Here is a 20,596-nt window from a genome sequence, read left to right on the forward strand (position 1 = left end):
CCCGGCCATCCACGATCTTGCTGTCGGCCCGAAGAACGTGGATGCCCGGGACGAGCCCGGGCATGACGCTGAGAGTGCGATGACCGCCAGCTCACATCAGCAGATCAATCAAATGCGGGATCAGCGGAATGTCCGCCGGCGGCATCGGATAGTCGCGCAGCTTGTTCGCGCGCACCCAGGCGAGCGTCTGGCCCTCGCGCGCGACCGCAAATCCCTCCCAGCGCCGGCAGACATAGAGCGGCATCAGCAGATGGAAATTGTCATAGCCGTGGCTTGCGAAGGTCAGCGGCGCGAGGCAGGGCTCGGCGACGGTGATGCCGAGTTCTTCATGCAGCTCGCGGATCAGCGTCTGCTCCGGCCGTTCGCCCGGCTCGACCTTGCCGCCGGGAAATTCCCAGAGGCCGGCCATCGACTTGCCCTCGGGGCGCTGGGCGATCAGGACGCGCTTGTCCGTATCGATCAGGGCGCAGGCCACCACCAGGGTCAGTTTGAGTTCGGCCATGCGATTCGAAAAACGCCTGTGAGGTGAGGTGGGATTGCACCGGGCGATCCGTTAACCGGATCTAAAGGATTAGACCGCTTTTGCCATAAGTCATATTTAATCGATAGTTCCTAGAGTGAAAAACGCTTTTGTCATTCTGGGTTTGTTTCATGCATTCCGCGTTCACGACGATCCGCCGGTTCATACGCGACCGGCGCGGCAACATCTCGGTCATTTTTGCGCTCGCCTGCCTGCCGCTGATCACCACGGTGGGCTGTGCGATCGACTATTCGCGTGCGACGCAGATTCGCGCCAAACTCCAGGCCGCCGCCGATGCCGCGAGCGTCGGCGCGATCGCAAAGTCCTCGCCCGCCTTCGCCGCGGCGGGCTCGATGACTTCGGACGGGCCGATCACGGTCGGCGTCACCGATGCCACCAAGATCTTCGACGGCAATCGCTACAACCAGACCGGCTACACGCTGCTCAGCGTCACCCCGACCGTGGTCAAGAGCGGCTCGACGATCACCTCTACGGTCACCTTCTCCGCCAGCATCCCGACCATGTTCCTCGGTGTGATCGGCAAGAGCACGTTGACGATGAACGGCACATCGACCTCGACGGCCAACATGCCGCTCTATATCGATTTCTATCTGCTGCTCGACAATTCGCCGTCGATGGGCGTGGCGGCGACGCCGGCCGACGTGACCATGATGGTCAACAACACGTCGGACAAATGCGCCTTCGCCTGTCACGACTACAACGACTCCGACAACTACTACAATCTCGCCAAGACGCTCGGCGTGACGACGCGGATCGACGTGCTGCGCACCGCCACCCAGTCGCTGATGGACACCGCCAAGGCCACCCAGACCTATTCGAACCAGTTCCGGATGGCGATTTACGATTTCGGCGCGTCGTCGGCGACGATCGGCCTGCGCGCGCTGTTCTCGCTGTCCTCCAGCCTGACGAGCGCCAAGACCGCGGCCGGCAACATCGACCTGATGGGGGTCTACGGCAACAACGATTCCTACACCAAGGACATGGACTCGCCGTTCAGCACCGTGTTTCCCTCGCTCAACAGCGCGATCGCCACGCCAGGCGCGGGGACGGCGTCAGCGCCGCTGAAATACGTGTTCTTCGTCTCCGACGGCGTCGCCGACGAGAACAATTCCGGATGCCTGAAGCCGATCAAGAACGTCAGCAGCATGTCGCGCTGCCAGTCGCCGATCAATCCCGCGCTCTGCACCACGCTGAAGAACCGCGGCATCAAGGTCGCCGTGCTCTACACCACCTATCTGCAGTTGCCGACCAATAGCTGGTACATGAGCTGGATCGACCCGTTCAACGACGGACCGTTCGGCCCGTCGCCGAACAGCGAGATCGCGCAGAACATGCAGAGCTGCGCCTCGTCCGGGCTCTATTTCGAAGTGAGCCCGACGCAAGGCATCTCGGACGCGATGAACGCGCTGTTCAAGAAGGCCATCGCCGACGCCCGAATTTCGAGCTGACAAAAGTGCCGCCAACGGCGGTAGTCGCTTGCAACGAGCGTCTATCGCTATCTATAATTGAGTCCGTCAAGGGGCGCGATAGGCTTGGGGACAGGCATGATAAGCACGTTCACAAAGACGATCGGAATTGTCGTTTTCGCAGGGTTGGTCATGGCCGGCCCCGCCGCTGCGCGCTCTTGCATCGTGCCGAACATCAAGACCCTGGATAATCAAACAGTCTCCGGGACGATGTATGTAGTCAGTGGAAAGAGCTGCAGCATCATCGTGACGAGCACGCGGGGGCCCATCTTCAGCGCCCGCGTGGTTACGCCGCCAAGCAAGGGTAGCGTCTCGATCAATGGCAATCGCGTGGTCTATGTTGCCCGCCCCGGCTATATCGGGGACGATCGCTTTGTTTACGCCCGTCAGGGACTTGATACGATCAATCGGCCAATTACCCGGACCATCGACGTGAGCGTCAAGGTCTCCGATCGGCTCTAATCTCTCAGGACCGATAATCGCCGTTGATCGCGACATATTCCTTGGTGAGATCACACGTCAGCACGCGATCGCGTCCCTTGCCGAGACCGAGCGACACCTTGATCGCGATCTTCGGCGCCTTCATCGCTTCCGATACCTGCGCTTCGTCATAGGACGGATCGCGCGCGCCGCTCTTGGCGACGCGGATGCCGTTGAAGGCGATCGAGAGCTTGTCGCGATCGGCCGCCTCGCCGGCCTTGCCGACCGCCATCACCACGCGGCCCCAATTGGCGTCTTCGCCGGCGATCGCGGTCTTCACCAGCGGCGAGTTCGCGATCGACATCGCAATTCTCCGCGCTGACGCCTTGGTCTTGGCGCCTTCGACCGTAATCTCAACGAGCTTGCGCGCGCCTTCGCCGTCGCGCGCGACCTGCTCGGCGAGGTCGGCGAGCACCCGATTGAACGCCTTGACGAAGGCCTTGAGGCGCGGATCGCTGGCGCGGCTGATCCTTGGCGCACCATGTTCGGCGGCGGCTCCCGTGGCAAAGGCGAGCAGCGTGTCCGAGGTCGAGGTGTCGCCGTCGATGGTGACGGCATTGAACGTGTCTTCGACGCCGCTCTTGAGCAGCGCCTGCAAGGCGGCCGGCGCAATCGGCGCATCGGTGAACACGAACGACAGCATGGTCGCCATGTCAGGCGCGATCATGCCGGCGCCCTTGGCCATGCCGTTGATGGTGACCTTGGCCTTGCCGAGCTTCACCGTTGCGGTCGCGACCTTCGGAAACGTGTCGGTGGTCATGATCGCCTTGGCCGCGGCGAGGTAATCCCCTGAAACGGCCGACTCGGCGAGACGGCCGAGCACGCCGTCGAATTTGGTCGCGTCCAATGGCTCGCCGATCACGCCGGTCGAGGCCAGAAAGATCTCGCTCTCGCCGCAGCCGACCGCCTTGGCTGCGATTTTCGCGGTCAGTGCGGTGGAGGCGCGGCCGGTCTTGCCGGTGAAGGCGTTGGCGTTGCCGGAATTGACGACGAGGGCGCGCGCCTTGCCGCCCTTGAGTTTGGCGCGGCACCATTCGACCGGCGCGGAGGGGCACTTCGATTTGGTGAAGACGCCGGCGACTGCGGTACCCTTGTCCATCACCGCGAGCAGCACGTCGGTGCGGTTCTTGTAGCGGATGCCGGCTTCGGCCGTAGCTAAGCGGATGCCCGCGATCTCGGGCATCTCGGGGACGTCGGTGGGGGCGAGCGGGGAGACGGTGGTGGACATCGCGGGGCGCCTTGTCGAAGCGGAGGGAATCCGTCATGGCCGGGCGTGTCCCGGCCATCCACGTCTTCAGCACAACAAGATGAGGGTCTTAAGACGTGGATGCCCGGCACAAGGCCGGGCACGACGTCAAACTACTGAAGTCCGTTTGCGAAGTCGATTTACTTCTTCGCGGGCGGGGCCATCTTGTTGTCGGCCGGCGCGGGCGCCTTGGCGGCGTCGGGCTTGGCGGCGTCAGCGGCCGGCTTGTCCAGGCGCTCGACCTTGGCTTCCGCGCGCAGCTTGGCGACGTAGTCGGCCTGGGCCTTGCGGGTGACGTAGTTCTCGATCTGGGTCTTGACCTGCTCGAAGTCCGGCGCCTTGCGGGCGCGCTTTTCCTCGACCTTGATGATATGCCAGCCGAACTGCGACTTCACGGGATCGGAAATCTTGCCCGGCTCGAGCGTGAAGGCCACGGCCGAGAATTCCGGCACCATCTGCTCCTTGGTGAAGAAGCCGAGGTCACCGCCGTCGGCGGAGCCCGGATCCTTGGACTTCTTCTTGGCGAGCTCGGCGAAATCGGCGCCCTTGTCGAGCTCCGCCTTCACCGCCTTGGCCTCGTCCTCGCTCTCGACCAGGATGTGGCGGGCGCGCACTTCCTGCTCGCCGGTGATCTGCTTGGAGGCCTCCTCATAGACCTTCTTCATGGCGTCGTCGGTGGTCGCCGCCTTGCCTTCCTGGGCGAGCAGGCTGTCCATCAGCAGGCGGTTGCGGGCGAACGCCATCCGCTTCTTGAACTCCTCGCCGTCGGCGATCTTCTTGTCCTCGGCGGCCTTGGCGACGATCTTCATGTCGATCAGGAAGGCCAGCACGTTCTCGTCCTTGGTGGACGGATCCATCTGCGCCAGGCTCGGCCCGAGCTCTTCCTCGGCCATGGTCACGTCGCTCTTCTTGATGTCAGCTCCATTGACCTTGGCCAGAACCGGATCGTCGGCTGCCCGGACGGGGCTTCCCAGGGTCAGCGCCAGTGCAAGGCATCCCGCAAGGGCCGAGGCAAGGCGGACGCGCTGGCCGGTGGATACCGGGAACGAGGTGGTCATGGAAAATCCTTATGTTACGGGGGTCGTTCGAGCGGGGCGGACACTCGCCCAATCGGGGTGCCTTGGCAACGCGAAAAGTCTGTCAAAATGATGAATTAGCGGCAATCCCGCCGCCGTTGACAAGGCCCCGACCGGGCCATATCTCTGGCCGGTCGCGTCAATGGCGATGGCGTTTATTTTGCTGCGTTTTCAGCCGTTGAACCCATGCTTGCTTAATTCCCACCCATATGGCGGATGACCCCGCAATCCGGGGCTGGCGCCGCGAGGCGTCACGGTGAGTTGATAGGCAAGCTGGTGACAACCTCTTGGCTGCAACGCGGTTCATTCGCGAACACAGGACTTTGGCAAGGAATCCGGCATGATCGGCGCGCTCGCCCGCAAGTTTTTCGGCTCCGCAAACGACCGGCGGATCAAGGGATACCAGTCCCGCGTCAACGCCATCAACGCGCTGGAACCGGAGCTTGCAAAGCTCACCGACGACGAGCTGAAGGCCCGCACCGCCGAGTTCAAGGCGCAGATCGCGAGCGGCAAGACGCTGGACGAGCTCCTGGTCCCGGCCTTCGCCACCGTCCGCGAAGCCGCCAAGCGCACCCTCGGCCAGCGCCATTTCGACGTCCAGCTCATCGGCGGCATGGTGCTGCATGAAGGCGACATCGCCGAGATGAAGACCGGCGAAGGCAAGACGCTGGTCGCAACGCTCGCCGTCTATCTCAACGCGCTCGCCGGCCGCGGCGTCCACGTCGTCACCGTCAACGACTACCTCGCCCGCCGCGACTCCGGCTGGATGGGCCAGATCTACGGCTTCCTCGGCATGACCACGGGCGTGATCGTCCACGGCCTCGACGATGCCGAGCGCAAGACGGCCTATGCCTGCGACATCACCTACGGCACCAACAACGAATACGGCTTCGACTATCTGCGCGACAACATGAAGTACCGGCTCGAGGACATGGTCCAGCGGCCGCACTACTACGCCATCGTCGACGAAGTGGACTCGATCCTGATCGACGAAGCGCGCACGCCGCTGATCATCTCTGGTCCGCTCGACGACCGCTCGGACTTCTACAACACCATCGACACCTTCATGCCGAGCCTGGAGAAGAAGACCGACTTCGAGGTCGACGAGAAGCAGCGCAACGTGACGCTGACCGAAGCCGGCATGGAGAAGCTGGAGACGCTGCTGCGCGACGCCGGCCAGTTGAAGGGCGAGTCGCTCTACGACGTCGAGAACGTCTCCGTCGTGCACCACGTCAACCAGGCGCTGCGCGCGCATTCGCTGTTCACCCGCGACAAGGACTACATCGTCCGCGACGGCGAAGTCGTGATCATCGACGAGTTCACCGGACGCATGATGCCGGGCCGGCGCTATTCGGAAGGCCTGCACCAGGCGCTGGAAGCCAAGGAGCACGTCGCGGTCCAGCCGGAGAACCAGACGCTCGCCTCGATCACCTTCCAGAACTACTTCCGCATGTACGAGAAGCTGGCGGGCATGACCGGCACAGCGGCGACCGAAGCCGACGAATTGTTCGACATCTACAAGCTCGAGGTCGTGGAGATCCCGACCAATTTGCCGGTGGCGCGTCTGGACGAAGACGACGAGGTCTACCGCACGCAGAAGGAAAAATACGCCGCCATCCTCGCCGAGATCGAGCGCGCCAATTCGCGGCTGCAGCCCGTGCTGGTCGGCACGGCGTCGATCGAGAAGTCGGAAGTGCTCGCCGAATTCCTGAAAGCAAACGGCTACAAGCAGATCGACTTCGGCAAGGAGAACGCGCTCGAGAAGCTCTACGCCGCGGCCCGCGCCGGCAAGCCTGCAAAACTGTTCGCGGTGCTGAACGCGCGCTTCCACGAGCAGGAGGCCTATATCGTCGCTGAAGCCGGCGTGCCCGGCGCCATCACGATCGCCACCAACATGGCGGGACGTGGTACCGACATCAAGCTCGGCGGCTCGCTCGAGATGCGCATCAGCCAAGAGACCGCAGGCATCGAGGACGAGGCCGAGAAGGCATCGAGGATCGAGCAGATCAAGGCCGACGTCGCCCGTTTCCGCGAGATCGTGCTGAAGTCCGAAGAGGATTTCGTGGTCGAGCCGGCGAAGGGCTCGAAACCCGCCAGGACCGTGAAGAAGCCGGGCGGCCTCTACATCATCGGGTCCGAGCGCCACGAATCCCGCCGCATCGACAACCAGCTCCGCGGCCGTTCCGGCCGTCAGGGCGACCCCGGACGTTCAAAGTTCTTCCTGTCGCTGGAAGACGATCTGATGCGCATCTTCGGTTCGGATCGCCTGGACAGCATGCTGCAGCGGCTCGGCCTGCAGGAGGGTGAGGCCATCATCCATCCCTGGATCAACAAGGCGCTGGAGAAGGCCCAGCAGAAGGTCGAGGCGCGCAACTTCGACATCCGCAAGAACCTCCTCAAGTTCGACAACGTTCAGAACGACCAGCGCAAGGTGATCTTCGACCAGCGCGTCGACCTGATGAAGGACGAGAGCGTCGCCGAGACCATCGCCGACATGCGCCACGCCTTCATCGAGGACCTCGTCGCCAAGCACGTGCCCGAGCATGCCTATGCCGAGCAGTGGGACGTCGCGGGCCTCAAGGACGAATTGAAGCGCGTGCTCGACCTCGATCTGCCCGTCGACGCATGGGCCAAGGAAGAGGGCATCGCCGACGAGGAGCTGCTGACGCGCATCGAGACGCGCGCCGACGAGCAGATGGCGGCCAAGGTCGCGCAATGGGGCCCCGACGTGATGCGTTACGTCGAGAAGACCATTTTGCTGCAGACGCTCGACCATCTCTGGCGCGAGCACCTGATCATGCTCGACCATCTGCGCCAGGTCATTGGGCTCCGCGGTTACGGCCAGCGCGATCCGTTGCAGGAGTACAAGACCGAAGCCTTCAACCTCTTCCAGGAGATGAGCGCGCATCTGCGCGAGGCCGTCACCGCGCAGTTGATGCGGGTCGAGATCGTGCCGCCCGAGCAGGAAGCCCCCGTGCTGCCGGCGATGGAAGCGCACAAGCTCGATCCCAACACCGGCGAGGACGAGATGGCCTTCGCCGGCGCCACGCTGGTGCCGCAAGGCGGCGGCGCCGTGCAGCGCGATCCGAAGAACCCCGCGTCATGGGGCAAGGTCGGCCGCAACGAGGACTGCCCCTGCGGCAGCGGCAAGAAGTACAAGCACTGCCACGGGAAGTACGGCTAGCAACCACTGTCGTCCTGGCGAAAGCCAGGACCCATCACCCCAAGCGGATGTTTTGCTGCGATCTGGTTCCTCCAGTCTTCGCCAAACCGCGTGCGGTGGCAATGGGTCCTGGATCAGCGCTCCGCTTCGCTGTGCTTGTCCAGGACGACGCGCCTCGAAACGATCGAGCGATAAACCGTCAGCTCAATTCGAGCTGTCGATCAAACTCTCCAAGAGCCGCTTCAGTTCGCTCGTCGACTTGTCGCCATAGCTCTCCAGGATGTGCTCCTCCTGGTCGACCGCGAGCGAGTTGAGCTTCTTGCACAGCGCCTTGCCGCGGTCGCTGATGAACATCAGCACCTTGCGGCGGTCGTTCGGATCCTGCACGCGATAGACCAGCGTGTCCGACACCATGCGGTCGATCATCTTGGTCAGCGTCGGATGGTTGAGCAGTACGGCCTCCGCGAGCTCGCCCATGGAATGGCCTTCGCCGTCAGACAGCACCTTGAGGATGCGCCACTGCTCGACCGGCACGCCTTCCTTGCTCAGGCGCAGTTCCAACTGCCGGTTGATCTCCCGGTTGGCTTGCGCGAGCAGGTAGGCGAGATGTTCGGTGATGGGGGCGTTTTCTTTGGGCGGTCTGGCCACGGCTGACGACTTCGTCTTGATCCAAATGAGTGAATGTCTTGCAATCGATGCTGCATCTATATGCACTTCAATTGTTGAATATTCAATATTTTCAAAATAGGATCATTGCCCAACAAACGGGCGGATGCCGTGGCCGCCTGCCGAATGTGCTTTGGGGTCTGTTGCCAGAGAGGAGTTGGCGTGCGCTCGACGGTAGACTTCCCGGCCCGCGGCGGACCAGCGTTTCCGCCGTCCTTGCTGTTCAGGAACCTGTCGTCATCGGGGGCCGATCGCGCGTTGTCGCCGACCGATCGCAGCACTTTCGGGCGTCGCGGTGCCAACAGCAAGCTCCGCATCGGCGGCTTCATCTGCTGCACCGGCTCGCCAGGCGTCTGGGGGCCCTGCGCGACCAACAGCGCGCGGCTCGCGGTTGACGAAATCAACAAGCGCGGCGGCATCCTGGGGCGCGAGATCGAACTGTCGATCTACGACGCCGGCGGTGCCCTCGACGATGTCCTGTATCGGGCCGAGCAGGCGATCGCCTATGACGAGCTCGACCTCATCGTCGGCCTGCACACCAGCGCGGTTCGCGTCGCGCTGCGCAAGATCACCACCGAGAACCGCATCCCCTACATCTACACGCCGGTCTATGAGGGCGGCGAGCAGACCCCGGGCGTGATGGCGATCGGCGAGACGCCGCGCTGGCAGAGCCGGCCGGCGATCTGCTGGCTGGCCGACGTCAAGAAGGCCCAGCGCTGGTACCTGATCGGCAGCGATTATGTCTGGCCGTGGCAATCGCACCGCGCGGTGAAACGCTACATCGCGGAGACCGGCGGCCAGGTGGTCGGCGAGGAATTCGTTCCGCTCGGCGAGGACAATCACGAGCCGCATCTGGCGCGCATCCGCGCCGCCAAACCCGATGTCGTTCTGATCTCGCTGATCGGAACCGACAGCAGCAGCTTCAATCGCGCCTTCGGCGAATGCGGTCTCGGCGCGACGACGTTGCGATTTGCCGGCGCGATGGACGACACCGTGCTGCTTGGCATCGGCGCCGACAACAGCGAAAACATGTTCTGCGCCTCCGGCTATTTCACCGGCACGGGCTTGCGCGCAAATGACGATTTCCAGAGCCGCTATCGCGCGATGTTCGGACCGAATGCGCCGCCGATCGGTTCGGTCGGGCAGTCCAGCTATGAAGGCATGCGCTTTCTCGAGGCTGTCGCCAACAAGGCCGGCACATTGGCGATGGGGCCGATGCTCGCGGCCGGCCGCAACATCGTCTACAGCGGCGCGCGCGGTCCGGTCACCGTTCGCAATGGACACGCGCGGATGCCGATGCATCTCGCTGAGGCCGACGGTCTCGACTTCAAGCTGATCAAGCCGATCTGACGGCGGCGCGGCATTCCGCGCACGGCCGTCTTGCAAAATAATACTTGAAAAGGAAAATATTTCCGTTTGTAATACACCAGCGAAGTCGCCCGGCCCGCGGCGTGCACGTCAACGCCAAGCCCGTGGGCCAGAGGCTTCCTGCCAGGGATCTCAAAAAAGCTTCAGGAGAGCGTCGTGTCAGTTGCCCTTCCCACGCCCACCCAACTTCGCGCAGTCGCCGAGCAGTGCGGCCTGTCGCTGACCGATGAAGACGTCGCCTCGTTCCGCGGCCTGATGCAGGGCTCGATCGATGCCTACAATCTCGTCGCAGCGATGCCCGATGAGGTGCCGGAGGTGAAATATCCGCGGACGCCGGGCTTTCGGCCTTCGCCGGAGGAGAACCCGCGCAACGCCTGGTACCGCAAATCGACCGTGAAGGGCGCTGGCTCCGGTAAGCTCAAGGGCAAGACGGTGGCGCTGAAAGACAACATCATGCTGGCCGGCGTGCCCATGACCAACGGCTCGTCGACGCTGGAAGGCTATGTGCCCGATTTCGACGCCACCATCGTCACGCGCATGCTCGATGCCGGCGCCGAGATCGTCGGCAAAACTCATTGCGAGCACTTTTGCCTGTCCGGCGGCAGTCACACCGGCTCTTACGGGCCGGTGCACAATCCGCACAAGATGGGCTTTTCGGCCGGCGGCTCCTCCTCCGGCTCGGGCGTCGTCGTCGCGCTCGGCGAGGTCGACATGGCGATCGGCGGCGACCAGGGCGGCTCGATCCGCATGCCGTCGTCGTTCTGCGGCACTTACGGCATGAAGCCAACCTGGGGCCTCGTCCCCTATACAGGCATCATGCCCATCGAGATTTATGTCGACCACACCGGCCCGATGACGGCGACGGTCGCCGACAACGCGTTGCTGCTGGAAGTGATCGCCGGCGACGACGGCTACGATCCCCGCATCAAGGCGCCGAAGGTCGAGGACTACACCAAGGCCCTCGGACAGGGCGTCAAGGGCATGAAGATCGGCATTCTCAAGGAAGGCTTTGAGCAGCCGAACGCCGAGGCCGCCGTCAACGAAAGTGTGCGCGAGGCCGCAAAACGCTTCAAGGATCTCGGCGCCACCGTCGAGACGGTGTCGATCCCCATGCATCTCACGGGCCCCGCGATCTGGACCCCGATCGGCACCGAAGGCCTGACCCAGACCATGATGTTCGGCGACGGTTACGGCCTCAGCCGCGGCGACCTCTATTCGACGTCGCTGATGGATTTCCATCGCGGCTGGCGCCGCCAGGCCGATTCCTTGTCCGAAACCACGAAGCTTTTCATCATGCTCGGCACCTACATCAACAACAATTTCGGCCCTCGCTTTTACGGCAAGGCGCTCAACATCTCGCGGCGGCTCACCGCCGCCTATGACAAGGCATTCGCCGATTACGACCTCCTCCTGCTGCCGACGACGCCGATGAAGGCGACCAAGCTGCCGGAGCCGACGGCCAGCCGTGAAGACTATGTCGCGCGCGCGCTCGAGATGATCTCCAACACGGCGCCGTTCGACATCACGCACCATCCGGCGATGTCGCTGCCCTGCGGCATGGTCGACGGGCTTCCGGTCGGCCTGATGCTGGTCGGCCGGATGTTCGAGGAATCGACGATCTATCGCGCCGCGCATGCCTTCGAGCAGATCGGCGACTGGAAGAAGATGTGATGAGGGCCCGCGTGCAGGCTGGATGGATCGCAACGCATGGCTAGCGCATTCGTCGCAGCATTCGAAATTCTGAGCTTTGGCGCGATCATCGTCCTGGTCGTGCTGGGGCTCGGAATCATCGCCAGCATGATGGGCATCTTCAATTTTGCGCAGGGCGAGTTCGTCCTGCTCGGTGCCTACGTCACCTATCTTGCCTACAGCCACGGCGTGCCGATCTGGGTCGGCATGGTCGCGGCGCCCTTCGTCGTCGGCGCGCTCGGCTTCGTGCTGGAGGCGCTGATCATCCGCCGCTTCTATGCCGCGCCGATCGTGGCCATGCTCGGCACCTACGCGCTCGGCCTGATCATCCGCGAGGCCGTGCGCGGCCTGATCGGCGGCTTCTATCTGACCGTGCCGGAACCGATCGGCGGCTCGATCGACATCGGCACCATGCACATCTCGGCCTGGCGCTTCACCATCATCGTCATCACGCTCCTGGTGATGGCCGGCTGCTACTTGTTGCTGTCACGGACCAATTTCGGCCTGCGCATGCGTGCCACGCTGGAAAATCCGTCGCTGGCGCGGGCGTCGGGCATTTCCACGCCGCTGATGTATGGCGCCACCTTCGCCTTCGGTTCGGCGCTCGCGGGCCTTGCGGGCGCGCTGATCGTGCCGGTGTTCAGCCTCTATGCCGATCTCGGCATCCGCTTCCTGATCCAGGGGTTTGTCGCCGTCATGGTCGGCGGTGTCGGCTCGTTCATCGGTCCCGTCGCGGGCGCCGGTGTGATCGGCACGCTGAGCGCGGCGCTGCCCTGGGTCATGGCGCCTGTCGTTGCCGACGTCCTGGTCTTCGTTCTCGCCATCGTCTTCATCAAATTCCGGCCGCAGGGCCTCATCGCTGGAAAAGGGGTTTAATCACATGTTCGATCGTATGCAGCTCTCACGCCGCCGCTTCCTCTCCAATTTCGCCTTTGCTTCCGGCGCGGTTGCGACCGGCGTTGGAAGCTGGGTGATCCCGGCTCCCTGGGCCAATGCGGCCGAAGCCCCGATCAAGGTCGGCATCGCGACCGACCTCACCGGCCCGATCGCCTATGCCGGCAATGCCGACGCCAATGTCGCAAAAATGGTGATCAAGGAGATCAATGCGGCCGGCGGCCTGCTCGGCCGTCCGCTCGAGCTCTACATCGAGGATACTGCGTCCAATGAATCCGTCGCGGTCGGCAACGTCCGGAAACTGATCCAGCGCGACAAGGTCGACATGGTGCTCGGCGGCATCACCTCGTCAATGCGCAATGCGATCAAGGACCCGATCGTGGCCCGCGGCAAGACGCTCTACATCTATCCGCAGCTCTACGAAGGCAAGGAGTGCACGCCCTATCTGTTCTGCACCGGGCCGACGCCGGCGCAGCAATGCGACGAGTTCATCCCCTGGCTGATCAAGAACGGCGGCAAGCGGTTTGCGCTGCCGAGCGCCAACTATGTCTGGCCGCACACGCTCAACGTCTATGCCCGCAAGGTGATCGAGCAGAACGGCGGCGAGGTCGTGTTCGAGGAGTATTATCCGCTCGATCAGGTCGATTTCTCGGCGACCGTCAACCGCGTCATCTCCAACAAGGTCGATGTCGTCTTCAACACGGTCATTCCGCCCGGCGTCGGGCCCTTCTTCAAGCAGCTCTATGAAGCCGGCTTCCTGAAGAACGGTGGACGTCTGGCCTGCGTCTACTATGACGAGAACACGCTCAACATCAATCAGGCCGCCGAGATCGAGGGGCTCGCAAGCTGCCTCGACTATTTCAAGGTGTTGACCAAGGAGAACCCGTTCGACGCAAAGATCCAGGCGGCCTACGAGAAGGATTTTCCGGGCAACTTCCTGTTCGCGGCCGGAAGTGCGGCGACCGGGACCTATCGCGGCCTGAAGCTGTGGGAGGCCGCCGTCAAGGAAGCCGGCAAGATCGATCGTGAGGCGGTCGCAGCCGCGCTCGACCACGCCAAGATCGCGGAAGGCCCGGGCGGGCCGGCCGAGATGGTGCCGGGCAAGCGCCACTGCAAGATGAAAATGTACACGGCGGTGGCCAAGGGCGGAAACTACGAGATCGTCGGTCGCAGCAACGGTCTCGTCGACCCGAAAGAGTGCTGATCCGGAATGCCGAAGTCCATCAGTGTGGTAAAGCAGGCCCTCGACGCCAATGACGGCGGCGAGGCGGACATTGCGATGGCTGAGCGTGGACCGGCAAACCGTGCCGAGGGAAAGTCCAAAGGACAAGCCACGGGACATGCGAGGGCAGGACGAAAAATCCTGCCCATCGTCGAGGGGCTGGTGCTGCTCGCGGCCCTGGTGGCACCGCTGGTGCTGCAGGACTATCTCACGGTGTTCGCCACCCGCGTCATCATCCTCGCTCTGTTCGCGCTCTCGTTCGATCTGGTGTGGGGCTATGCGGGCATCATGAGCTTTGGCCAGGCCCTGTTCTTCGGCTCGGCCGGCTACGGCGTGGCGTTGCTGGCCCGTGACGTCAACGTCACCAACATCTTTCTCGTCCTGCCGGCGGGAACGCTGATCGGGCTGGCGTTCGCGCTGCTCCTCGGCGGCTTCCTGCTGCTCGGTCGCCATCCGTCGAGCGTGATCTTCGTGTCGCTGGGGACGCTGACGGGCTCCTACGCGGCCGATCGCCTGGCGCGCGGCTGGTACTATCTCGGCGGCCAGAACGGCATTCCGTCGATCGCGCCGATGTCGCTCGGCTCCTACGAATTCTCCGAAGGACCCGCCTATTATTACCTCGTGCTCGGCATCCTCGTGGTCGTCTATTTGCTGTGCCGCTTCCTGGTGCGCTCGCAATTCGGCCTTGCGCTCGCGGGCCTGCGCGAGAACGAGCAGCGCATCGCTTTCTTCGGCTACAAGACGCAGCATTTGAAGGCGATCATCTTCACGATCGGCGGCGCCATCGCCGGTCTCTCCGGCAGTCTCTATGCCTTCCACGAAGGCTTCGTCTGGCCCAACATGGTCGGGGTCGTGGTGTCGACCCAGGTCGTGCTCTACGTGCTGTTCGGCGGCTCCGGCACGCTGATCGGCGCCGTCATCGGCGCCGTCATCGTGGAGGGCGTCAGCTTCTGGCTCTCCGACAATTATCGCGATATCTGGCCGATCATCCTCGGCGTGCTGCTGCTGCTCGTCATCCTGTTTAGGCCGCTTGGCCTGATCAGTTTCGTGTTGGGGGAGCGCGAGCGCGTCGGCAGCTTTGGTGCCAAAATCAAGGAGAAGCCAAATGCCGCTCCTTGAGGCTGCCGGCATCACAAAGATCTTCGGCAAGCTCACCGCGCTCGATGGTGCCGCGCTCACCGTCGGCGAGAACGAGTTCCATGGACTGATCGGGCCGAACGGCTCGGGCAAGAGCACGCTGATGAAGTGCATCGCCGGCGCCGAGGTGCCGACGCGAGGCAAGGTCTCCTTCGTCAATTCCGACATCACCGCGTTCACGCCGACCGAGCGGGCGCGCGCCGGCATGAGCCTGAAATTCCAGATCACGTCCGTGCTGCCGACGCTGACGCTCTACGACAACATCCTGCTCGCGCTGCAGGCGCAGTCCTCGCTGTTCGACCTCGTCTTCTCGCGCACGCGCGGCGTGCTGCACGACCAGGTCATGACCATGCTGACGCAGTTTCGGCTGGCCGATCGCGCGTTCGATCCCGCCGCCGCGCTGTCGCACGGCCAGCAGCAATGGCTGGAGATCGCCATGGCGCTTGCGGGCAAGCCAAGACTGTTGCTGCTGGACGAGCCGACCGGCGGCATGAGCCTCGAGGAGCGCCGCGTCACCGGCGAACTGCTGCAGCCGATCAAGCAGCATTGCTCGCTCGTCATCGTCGAGCACGATCTCGATTTCATCCGCGACATCTGCGACCGCCTGACCGTGCTCGACCAGGGCAAGGTGCTGGCGTCGGGCACGGTGTCGGAGATCCAGGCCAACAAGTCCGTCCAGGAGATTTATCTGCGCCGTGCCTGAATTTTTGGACATCAGACATCTCGACGCCGGCTATGGCCGCAGCCAGGTCCTGTTCGACGTCACGCTCGGCATTCCCTGGCGCGGCGGCGTCGCCGTGCTCGGGCGCAACGGCGCCGGCAAGACCACGCTGATGAAGACCATCGTCGGCGAACTGCCGGCCTGGAAGGGCGAGGTCGCCTTCGACGGCCGCGACATCAGCAGGAGCCGAACCGAGCAGCGCGTGCGCGCCGGCATCGGCTATGTGCCGCAGGAGCACTCGGTGTTCGCCCGCCTGTCGGTGCGCGACAATCTCGCGGTCGGTTCGCTGTCGAACAAGGATGCCGGCGCGGCGGTCGATCGGGTGCTGGCGATCTTTCCAAAGCTCGGCCAGCGGCTCGACCAGCCGGCCGGCACGCTGTCCGGCGGCGAGCGAAAAATGCTCGCGATCGGGCGCGCCATGCTGGGCGACCCAAAGCTTCTGCTGCTGGACGAGCCGACCGAAGGCGTCTGGATCGGCGTCATCGAGGAGATCACCGAGCGCCTGATCGAGCTCGCCAAGGACATCGCCGTGATCATCGTCGAGCAGCACCTCGATCTCGCGCTGCGCGTCGCCGATTACGCCTATGTGCTGGACCGCGGAAGGGTCGCGCTGCAGGGCGAGGCGGGCGATGTGCGGGGCAATCCGGAGCTGCTGCGGTACCTGGCGCCGTAGAGGCGGCTACTTCATCGCCGAGAAACGGCTGTCGAACGAGTTCGACGACACCACCGGCGCAGCACCAGCCATCTGCGAGTCCTTGCTCGCGGCAGGCGGCGCGGTCTCGACCACGGACGGTTTCAGCGGCGGGCGCGACTGGGCGACCTGGGTCGCGGCCGGCTCGGCCGGCTTTGCGGCCACGATCGGCTTCGGCGTGTCCTTGGGCGCATCCTTCGATTTGTCGTGGCCCGGGACGAACCGGCTCACCGCGGACTTCAACCGGGACGCTGCGGTGGTCGGCGCGGCTGCCGGAGCGGCCGCGGTCTGTGTCGGCGTGGTGGTCGCGGTCGTGTCGGCGCTGCCGCCGACGCCCATCTTGCGCGCCAGCCCTGAGAACCAGCCGCCGCCCGAGGACGACTGCTGTTCGGCGGGCGCGACTGCGGCAACACGGGTCGGCGCGGGCGCCGCGACAACCGGCTCGCTCTGCGGCGCGGCGTCCACGGCGGCGAGGTTCGGCTTCGGCGGATTGACGCTCGAGGGGATCGTGCCCGGCGCCTTCGACATCGCGAGCAGCGACAGGGTGTTGGTGTCGGGCGCCTCCGACAGGCCGGTGCTGCCTTCGGGGACGCGCACCGCAAAGACCTTGTTCATGCCGCCGTCGATGCCGGTGTTCATGCGCGCAACCGGCGTGCCGCGCGCGACCAGCTTGGCGTACTGCGCTTCGTCCTGCTGCTGCTTCTCGCGCACGGCCTGCTGGATATCTTCGGGGATCACATAGGCCGGGCACTTTGCGTTCGCATCGAACACGGGATCGCGCTTCGCATCGGGCGCGCGCGTCGCGTCGAAGACGTACTTCTTCTCGCAGAAATCGACCTTCGGCTCCTGCCGCGTCACCTCGAAATGATCATAGCCTTGCTTGATCATCTTCCAGAAGGCCATGTTCGGGTTGGTGCGGTGCTTGGCCATGTTCACCGGCGTCATCCGGAACGGATAGGCCTGGAGCTGGAACGCCTTCTGGCCGCCGAAGAACGATTCGCGTCCCAGCGAGTAGATCTCCGCGATCTGCTCGTCCGTCATCGCGTAACAACCGCGCGAAGAACAATCGCCATGCACCATCAGCTGCGAGCCGGTGCGCCCCAGCGCCTTGTCGAACGCATTGGGATAGCCGGTGTTGAAGGAGAGGTAGTAGGCCGATTGCGGATTCATCTGGCTGGGGTTGATCGAATAAAACCCCTCGGGTGCCTGGCGGTCGCCTTCGCGCACCTTGGGGCCGAGATCGCCCGACCAGCGGCAGATCGGATAGGTCTTGAGCAGCGCGAACTGGCCGTTGCGGGTCTGCTTCCAGACCTCGAGCTCGGCCTCCTGCTTGAACAGGCGGACCAGGATCGGCGAATTCAGGTCCATGTCCTTTTCGGTCATGGCGGCGAGCAGTTTTGGGGGGACCGGCTGGTTGGCCTTGGCGTTGGTCGCGAGCGAGACCTGGTCGGAATCGCAGCCGGCCAGCAGCACGCTGGCGGTCAGCGCGACGGACGTCAAAAGCACGCGTGCAAGCGAGCCAGAAATCAAGACAAGACCCCACACTCACCGGGCAAGTTCACAAAACCCCAAATTTGGCGCCTGGCCCGACCGGCGATCCGGTCCCCGCGACAGCGGGACTTGTAAGACCAAACTCCAGCGTTTTGCCCTGAAGTCATTGATTAAAATCTTAGCCTTTGGGTCATGGCCTCGCAACCCGAACGGGGATCACGAGGGCGTTGCCCCATAGGCATGGTCAACAGAGACTAAACCGTGGCCTGGGGCCTAATTGGGGCCGTCTTCGCTGATTTGGGCGAAAAAAGGGTTAACGCGGATTTACCGGGGTATGGGTAGGGTGGGTTAGCCTTGCGGCTGCGCGAAGCGCGGTCCGCGCGGCGTAACCCACCACTTCTGCCGACGCGGAAACGAAAGAGGTGGGTTACGCCTTCGGCTAACCCACCCTACGGTACCGAAATCGCCTGAATCAGGTCAGTTTCCGGCCGATTTCGAGGAATTTCTGCCGCCGCTGCCGGCGAATCGCGTCCGCGTCGAGGTTGCGCAGCTCGTTGAACGCCTGCTCGATGGCCTCGCCGGTGGTGGCGATCATGGCGGCGGGGTCTCTGTGGGCGCCGCCGACCGGCTCCTTCAAAATGCTGTCGATGACGCCGAAGCGCAGCATGTCCTGCGCGGTGATCTTCATGTTGTTGGCGGCTTCCTGGGCCTTGGTGCCGTCGCGCCAGAGGATGGAGGACGCCGCCTCCGGCGAGATCACGCTGTAGATCGCGTGCTCCAGCATCAGGACCTTGTTGGCGGTGGTGATCGCGATCGCGCCGCCCGACATGCCCTCGCCGGTGACGATGGCGACGTTCGGCACGCCCAGGGACATGCAGGCGTCGGTCGAGCGCGCGATGGCTTCGGCCTGGCCGCGCTCCTCGGCGCCGATGCCGGGATAGGCGCCGGCGGAATCGACGATCGACAGCACGGGAATGCCGAACCGCTCGGCCATCTCCATGAGCCGCACAGCCTTGCGATAGCCCTCGGGCCGCGCCATGCCAAAGTTGTGCTTGATGCGGCTGTCGGTGGAATCGCCCTTTTCCTGGCCCATCACGCAGATGCTCTCGCCGCGGAAGCGGCCGAAGCCAGCGACCAGTGCTTCGTCCTCGCCGTACTTGCGATCGCCGGCGAGTGGCGTGAATTCGGTGACGAGCCCCTTGATGAAGTCGGAGAAATGCGGCCGCTGCGGATGGCGCGCGACCAGCGTCTTCTGCCAGGGCGTCAGGTTCGTATAGAGGTCGGCGAGCGCCTGCGCGGCCTTGTCCTCGATGCGGCCGATCTCGTCCGTGATGTCGGCGCCGGTGGCCGCCAGCGCGCGGAGTTCATCGACCTTGGAGTCGAGCTCGGCGACGGGCTTTTCGAAGTCGAGATAGCTGCGCATGTGATCCGGCATCAACTCAATATAGGGAGGACAGGGCGGGGAGGCGAAACGGATTTGGCTCGGGGATAAGAAGTGCAGCTTCTTCAACAACTTGGCTTGTGCGCACCGCGGCACGCGCCAAATCACGGGCAGGAAGACGGCTCTTTCTGCGGAGAAAGGGCCGAAGTCAAGGCGGTTTCGGATGTCGTTTGGGTTGGGCTCTCGTGTCCCGGACGCGCTGCAGCGCTCCTATAGCGCTGCTGCGCAGAGCCGGGACCCAGAAGTCGAGTGCAAGCGGCATGGGCCACGGCTCTGCAGCGCACCGCTGAAGAAGCGCTGCGCTGCGTCCGGGGCACAAGACCAGCTACTTCTCCGCCAGCGGGTGCAGGTCGCGCACCAGGCTCTTCAGCCGCTCCTCGACCACATGGGTGTAGATCTGGGTGGTCGAGATGTCGGTGTGGCCAAGCAGGGTCTGCACGATGCGCAAGTCAGCTCCGTTGTGCAGGAGGTGGCTGGCGAAGGCATGGCGCAGCACGTGCGGTGACACCAGCCGGGCCTGCAGGCCCGAGGCGACCGCGAGTTCCTTGAGGTCGCGGGCAAAATGTTGCCGCGTCAGATGTCCGCTCTCGCCGAACGACGGGAACAGCCACTTCGAGGCGACGAGGCTGCCCTTCTTCTTCGGCTTGTCATCACCTTTCGTCGTCGCGTCGGTCGCGGCGAGATAATCCGCCATCGCCTGCCGCGAGGCCTCGTTGAGCGGCACCAGGCGTTCCTTGTTGCCCTTGCCGCGCACCACGATCATGCGTGCGTCGCGCTTCGCCGCCGAGCGCGGCAGCGCCACCAGCTCGGAGACGCGCAGGCCCGTCGCGTACAGCACTTCCAGCAGGCAATAGAGCCGCAGATGTCGCAGCCGCTGCGATGGCGAGGCATCAGTGGCTTCGCTCAACTGCTTCGCGCGGACCAGCATCCTGTCGACGTCGGCGATCGACAGCACCTTTGGCAGGCTGCGGCCGCGCTTCGGCCCCGACAGGATCGCGGCCGGATCATCGTCGCGCAGCTTCTCGTTCAGCAGGAAGCGATAGAGGTGCCGCATCGCCGACAATCGTCGGGCGACGCTGGTGGATTTGAAACCGCGCGTGTCGAGATCGCCGAGATAGTCGCGCAGGGTTTGTGTCTCGGCATCCACGAAGCTGTGGCCGACATGCCTGAGAAATTCCGAGAAATCGGTGAGGTCGCGGCGATAGGCATCGAGCGTATTGGGACCTGCGCCCTGTTCCGCCGCGAGCATGTCGAGGAACAGGCCGATCAGTCTGCTATCGGAGGGTTTTGCTGGCATCGCCTCC

Annotated in this window: 17 protein-coding genes; 10 read left to right on the forward strand and 7 right to left on the reverse strand. The window is 63.9% G+C overall.

What is annotated here, in order from left to right; translation table 11 throughout:
- Positions 1-91 precede the first annotated feature (91 nt).
- On the reverse strand, positions 92-502 hold the full coding sequence (gene mutT, locus C2U70_RS05125; RefSeq protein WP_140976796.1) for an 8-oxo-dGTP diphosphatase MutT: 411 nt from the start codon (positions 500-502) through the stop codon (positions 92-94).
- 149 nt (positions 503-651) lie between these two features.
- Between mutT and C2U70_RS05130 the strand changes: the two genes are divergently transcribed.
- Together C2U70_RS05130 and C2U70_RS05135 are read left to right on the forward strand one after the other, a co-directional pair.
- On the forward strand, positions 652-1,989 hold the full coding sequence (locus C2U70_RS05130) for a TadE/TadG family type IV pilus assembly protein (RefSeq protein ID WP_140976798.1): 1,338 nt from the start codon (positions 652-654) through the stop codon (positions 1,987-1,989).
- A 96-nt stretch (positions 1,990-2,085) separates the two neighbouring features.
- Complete coding sequence (locus C2U70_RS05135) at positions 2,086-2,469, forward strand: Ig-like domain-containing protein (protein WP_140976800.1); 384 nt, start codon at positions 2,086-2,088, stop codon at positions 2,467-2,469.
- 4 nt (positions 2,470-2,473) lie between these two features.
- On the opposite strand, the gene argJ is transcribed toward C2U70_RS05135, so the two are convergent.
- Positions 2,474-3,715, reverse strand: coding sequence for a bifunctional glutamate N-acetyltransferase/amino-acid acetyltransferase ArgJ (argJ, locus tag C2U70_RS05140; protein ID WP_140976802.1), 1,242 nt, complete (start codon positions 3,713-3,715; stop codon positions 2,474-2,476).
- A gap of 158 nt (positions 3,716-3,873) precedes the next feature.
- Complete coding sequence (locus tag C2U70_RS05150) at positions 3,874-4,791, reverse strand: peptidylprolyl isomerase (protein WP_140976806.1); 918 nt, start codon at positions 4,789-4,791, stop codon at positions 3,874-3,876.
- Between the two features lie 358 nt (positions 4,792-5,149).
- Here C2U70_RS05150 and secA point away from each other — a divergent pair, with 358 nt between their 5' ends.
- Complete coding sequence (gene secA, locus C2U70_RS05155; protein WP_140976807.1) at positions 5,150-7,993, forward strand: preprotein translocase subunit SecA; 2,844 nt, start codon at positions 5,150-5,152, stop codon at positions 7,991-7,993.
- A gap of 183 nt (positions 7,994-8,176) precedes the next feature.
- On the opposite strand, the gene C2U70_RS05160 is transcribed toward secA, so the two are convergent.
- Positions 8,177-8,620, reverse strand: a complete 444-nt coding sequence (locus C2U70_RS05160; protein WP_140976809.1) for a MarR family winged helix-turn-helix transcriptional regulator — start codon at positions 8,618-8,620, stop codon at positions 8,177-8,179.
- A 180-nt stretch (positions 8,621-8,800) separates the two neighbouring features.
- On the opposite strand from C2U70_RS05160, the gene C2U70_RS05165 reads away from it, so the two are divergent.
- From C2U70_RS05165 to C2U70_RS05195, 7 genes are all read left to right on the forward strand, one after another.
- Complete coding sequence (locus C2U70_RS05165) at positions 8,801-9,988, forward strand: substrate-binding domain-containing protein (protein ID WP_246666665.1); 1,188 nt, start codon at positions 8,801-8,803, stop codon at positions 9,986-9,988.
- Between the two features lie 174 nt (positions 9,989-10,162).
- Complete coding sequence (locus C2U70_RS05170) at positions 10,163-11,677, forward strand: amidase (protein ID WP_140976811.1); 1,515 nt, start codon at positions 10,163-10,165, stop codon at positions 11,675-11,677.
- 36 nt (positions 11,678-11,713) lie between these two features.
- On the forward strand, positions 11,714-12,571 hold the full coding sequence (locus C2U70_RS05175; RefSeq protein ID WP_140976813.1) for a branched-chain amino acid ABC transporter permease: 858 nt from the start codon (positions 11,714-11,716) through the stop codon (positions 12,569-12,571).
- A 4-nt stretch (positions 12,572-12,575) separates the two neighbouring features.
- On the forward strand, positions 12,576-13,793 hold the full coding sequence (locus tag C2U70_RS05180) for a substrate-binding protein (RefSeq protein ID WP_140976815.1): 1,218 nt from the start codon (positions 12,576-12,578) through the stop codon (positions 13,791-13,793).
- A 6-nt stretch (positions 13,794-13,799) separates the two neighbouring features.
- Positions 13,800-14,930: a branched-chain amino acid ABC transporter permease gene (locus C2U70_RS05185; protein ID WP_140976817.1), complete on the forward strand. Its 1,131-nt coding sequence runs from the start codon at positions 13,800-13,802 to the stop codon at positions 14,928-14,930.
- The gene (locus C2U70_RS05190; RefSeq protein WP_140976818.1) at positions 14,917-15,651 is read left to right on the forward strand and encodes an ABC transporter ATP-binding protein; all 735 of its coding nucleotides are present in this window, start codon (positions 14,917-14,919) and stop codon (positions 15,649-15,651) included. The genes C2U70_RS05185 and C2U70_RS05190 overlap by 14 nt, the downstream gene beginning before the upstream one ends.
- Positions 15,644-16,342 (forward strand): ABC transporter ATP-binding protein, encoded by a 699-nt coding sequence (locus C2U70_RS05195; RefSeq protein ID WP_140976820.1) that lies wholly within the window; start codon positions 15,644-15,646, stop codon positions 16,340-16,342. The genes C2U70_RS05190 and C2U70_RS05195 overlap by 8 nt, the downstream gene beginning before the upstream one ends.
- 6 nt (positions 16,343-16,348) lie before the next feature.
- On the opposite strand, the gene C2U70_RS05200 is transcribed toward C2U70_RS05195, so the two are convergent.
- The 3 genes from C2U70_RS05200 to xerD form a co-directional block, all read right to left on the reverse strand.
- Positions 16,349-17,890, reverse strand: coding sequence for a L,D-transpeptidase family protein (locus C2U70_RS05200; protein ID WP_186294074.1), 1,542 nt, complete (start codon positions 17,888-17,890; stop codon positions 16,349-16,351).
- Between the two features lie 433 nt (positions 17,891-18,323).
- Entirely contained in the window at positions 18,324-19,286 is a 963-nt protein-coding gene (locus C2U70_RS05205; protein WP_140976823.1) for an acetyl-CoA carboxylase carboxyltransferase subunit alpha, read from the reverse strand.
- A gap of 331 nt (positions 19,287-19,617) precedes the next feature.
- Entirely contained in the window at positions 19,618-20,589 is a 972-nt protein-coding gene (gene xerD, locus C2U70_RS05210; protein WP_140976824.1) for a site-specific tyrosine recombinase XerD, read from the reverse strand.
- Positions 20,590-20,596: the final 7 nt, after the last annotated feature.

Source organism: Bradyrhizobium guangdongense (assembly GCF_006483445.1).
Lineage (GTDB): Bacteria > Pseudomonadota > Alphaproteobacteria > Rhizobiales > Xanthobacteraceae > Bradyrhizobium > Bradyrhizobium guangdongense_A.

Bases quoted from the DNA above. Each gene is read 5' to 3' on its own strand.
- mutT (WP_140976796.1), bottom strand. From the start codon at position 502: ATGGCCGAACTCAAACTGACCCTGGTGGTGGCCTGCGCCCTGATCGAT.
- C2U70_RS05130 (WP_140976798.1), top strand. From the start codon at position 652: ATGCATTCCGCGTTCACGACGATCCGCCGGTTCATACGCGACCGGCGC.
- C2U70_RS05135 (WP_140976800.1), top strand. From the start codon at position 2,086: ATGATAAGCACGTTCACAAAGACGATCGGAATTGTCGTTTTCGCAGGG.
- argJ (WP_140976802.1), bottom strand. From the start codon at position 3,715: ATGTCCACCACCGTCTCCCCGCTCGCCCCCACCGACGTCCCCGAGATG.
- C2U70_RS05150 (WP_140976806.1), bottom strand. From the start codon at position 4,791: ATGACCACCTCGTTCCCGGTATCCACCGGCCAGCGCGTCCGCCTTGCC.
- secA (WP_140976807.1), top strand. From the start codon at position 5,150: ATGATCGGCGCGCTCGCCCGCAAGTTTTTCGGCTCCGCAAACGACCGG.
- C2U70_RS05175 (WP_140976813.1), top strand. From the start codon at position 11,714: ATGGCTAGCGCATTCGTCGCAGCATTCGAAATTCTGAGCTTTGGCGCG.
- C2U70_RS05180 (WP_140976815.1), top strand. From the start codon at position 12,576: ATGTTCGATCGTATGCAGCTCTCACGCCGCCGCTTCCTCTCCAATTTC.
- C2U70_RS05185 (WP_140976817.1), top strand. From the start codon at position 13,800: ATGCCGAAGTCCATCAGTGTGGTAAAGCAGGCCCTCGACGCCAATGAC.
- C2U70_RS05190 (WP_140976818.1), top strand. From the start codon at position 14,917: ATGCCGCTCCTTGAGGCTGCCGGCATCACAAAGATCTTCGGCAAGCTC.
- C2U70_RS05205 (WP_140976823.1), bottom strand. From the start codon at position 19,286: ATGCCGGATCACATGCGCAGCTATCTCGACTTCGAAAAGCCCGTCGCC.
- xerD (WP_140976824.1), bottom strand. From the start codon at position 20,589: ATGCCAGCAAAACCCTCCGATAGCAGACTGATCGGCCTGTTCCTCGAC.